At 36.0% G+C, this 1,791-nt stretch carries 1 protein-coding gene; it reads right to left on the bottom strand.

Annotated elements, in window-relative coordinates:
- Positions 1–221: 221 nt before the first annotated feature.
- On the bottom strand, positions 222–602 hold the full coding sequence (locus tag C233_RS0122040; RefSeq protein WP_018669620.1) for a DUF6463 family protein: 381 nt from the start codon (positions 600–602) through the stop codon (positions 222–224).
- Positions 603–1,791 lie beyond the last annotated feature (1,189 nt).

The following is a 1,791-nucleotide window of genomic DNA, read 5'->3' as shown; positions in this document are numbered from 1 at the left end:
ATAGGACTATAAAAATGGCATATGAAGTGAGTATGCTCTATCATCTTCATATGCCATCTTGATTTTTAGGGACATTTACTGAATATCCCTAGTTACTATCCTGTTACTTCGGTTCAGTTGAGGTGACGATTATTCATCATTACGAAATATAATATATTAAAAGATACTTTTACTTACGCCCGGAACTCCCGTGCCGCATGCCTTTATAGCTCAAACATATATCAGAGTTCATTCGTGTTTCTGCTTTTTCGATTTGCAGCAATTATGACTGACGCTTGTGGCAAAAATAACCAGAAACCGGAAATAGGCTCCACGATACATCCGACAACAGCCACTGCCAAAATACAATATCCTAAGGACAGAGGTGCAGGTTTCTGCTCTTTTCTGATATAATATTGGAGCGTTTGTCCCCAAAGAATAAGTATAATTCCGCATATTAAAAACCAAAGGGCAAAAGCACGGTTATAATTATCACCTGCGGAGTTTATTAATCCCTCTCTTATCATCTCCGCAAAATCTTCTTTCCCAAGCAGAAGCGCATAAATCGTGTGGATTAATCCTGTTATAACAAGAAATGTACCACTGTATTTCCAAAGTTTCATATATTCATTTTTTAATTTATTATTATAAATGATATTTTATGCCGAATGATTTTCAATTCTTTTTATGTATTCTTCAATAGGCGTATATATCTATCAAATGTTTATTTTCTTCTATCTCAAAGGAGCAATTCAAGTACTTTTCGAATTGCAAGGAATCCCGCAAATGTAGTGGTTTAGAATTCAATAATGGTAAATATTGCAATAAAATGTCTCTAATTTTGCGTGAGAACCATTATAGCTGGATATACAGAAACATAATAACTTTGATGAACTGAATTAGTCAAGACTTAATCCGACAATAAACCAATTGTCAGAGCAAGGCTTGACTATTACAGATGAACAATGCGGTCTGTTTCAGGAATACCACCTTTTCTTGTTCCGAAATGCCAGGATGCGGGCATGGGCATTCCACGACTTTGGCATATTATTTTATTGCCTTCGTTTGGCATATACAATGCCTTCCGTACTCCATACATTTTTTTATTAGATACTATTTTCTCCTATTTGAAAGCGTTGTCAGTAATATCTGAAATAATCCACTTCATTTTCTCTCTGAGATTTCTGTATGACTATTGTTTCCCCTTCTTTTCTCCCTTCCAATCTAAAAGCATAGCCGGAACATCCATAGTATATGTCTCAGTTATGAGCTTTAGGATTATAGAACCTTATTGTAGTTCCGTATTCGCCGTCGGGTTATGGGTCAATCTCTCTTTCGGCACGGAATGGGACAATAAATAAATCCTGAACAGCTCTTCCTTACAAGCACTCGTGAAAACAGCCATTCTCCTTTCACTTTTCTTTTATTGGCAGTTCCTTCATTTTTTTTGGCAGTTCCTTCATTTTCTACCCAATGAATACCCAATCGCCAATCGGTTTGCTGTAAAGGTCATACTCCGACGGTACTAAACCACATTTTGAATCAGCAACAAATACATTTGATAACTTACTTAAGTTACATTACAGGCTTAATACAGCATAGTGTGTACTGCTTGTTTTTTGTTAGAGCAACTTTAATGCTATGAAAAATAAATTGTAAAGATAGTCTTTTACCTGTTTTTTTCATACTTTTACCGATAAACTTTCTTCTTTATAACATGTTTTATCCGGATATCATTTCCGTTATGCTTTAACCGACATATCCTTTCCTCGCCCTGCCCGGCGTTGCTTGTACCTTGACAGATAATCCTCC

Source organism: Bacteroides gallinarum DSM 18171 = JCM 13658 (assembly GCF_000374365.1).
Taxonomy (GTDB): Bacteria; Bacteroidota; Bacteroidia; order Bacteroidales; family Bacteroidaceae; genus Bacteroides; species Bacteroides gallinarum.
The sequence above is the reverse complement of the archived record's forward strand: the minus strand, read 5'-3'. Positions and strand labels throughout refer to the sequence as shown.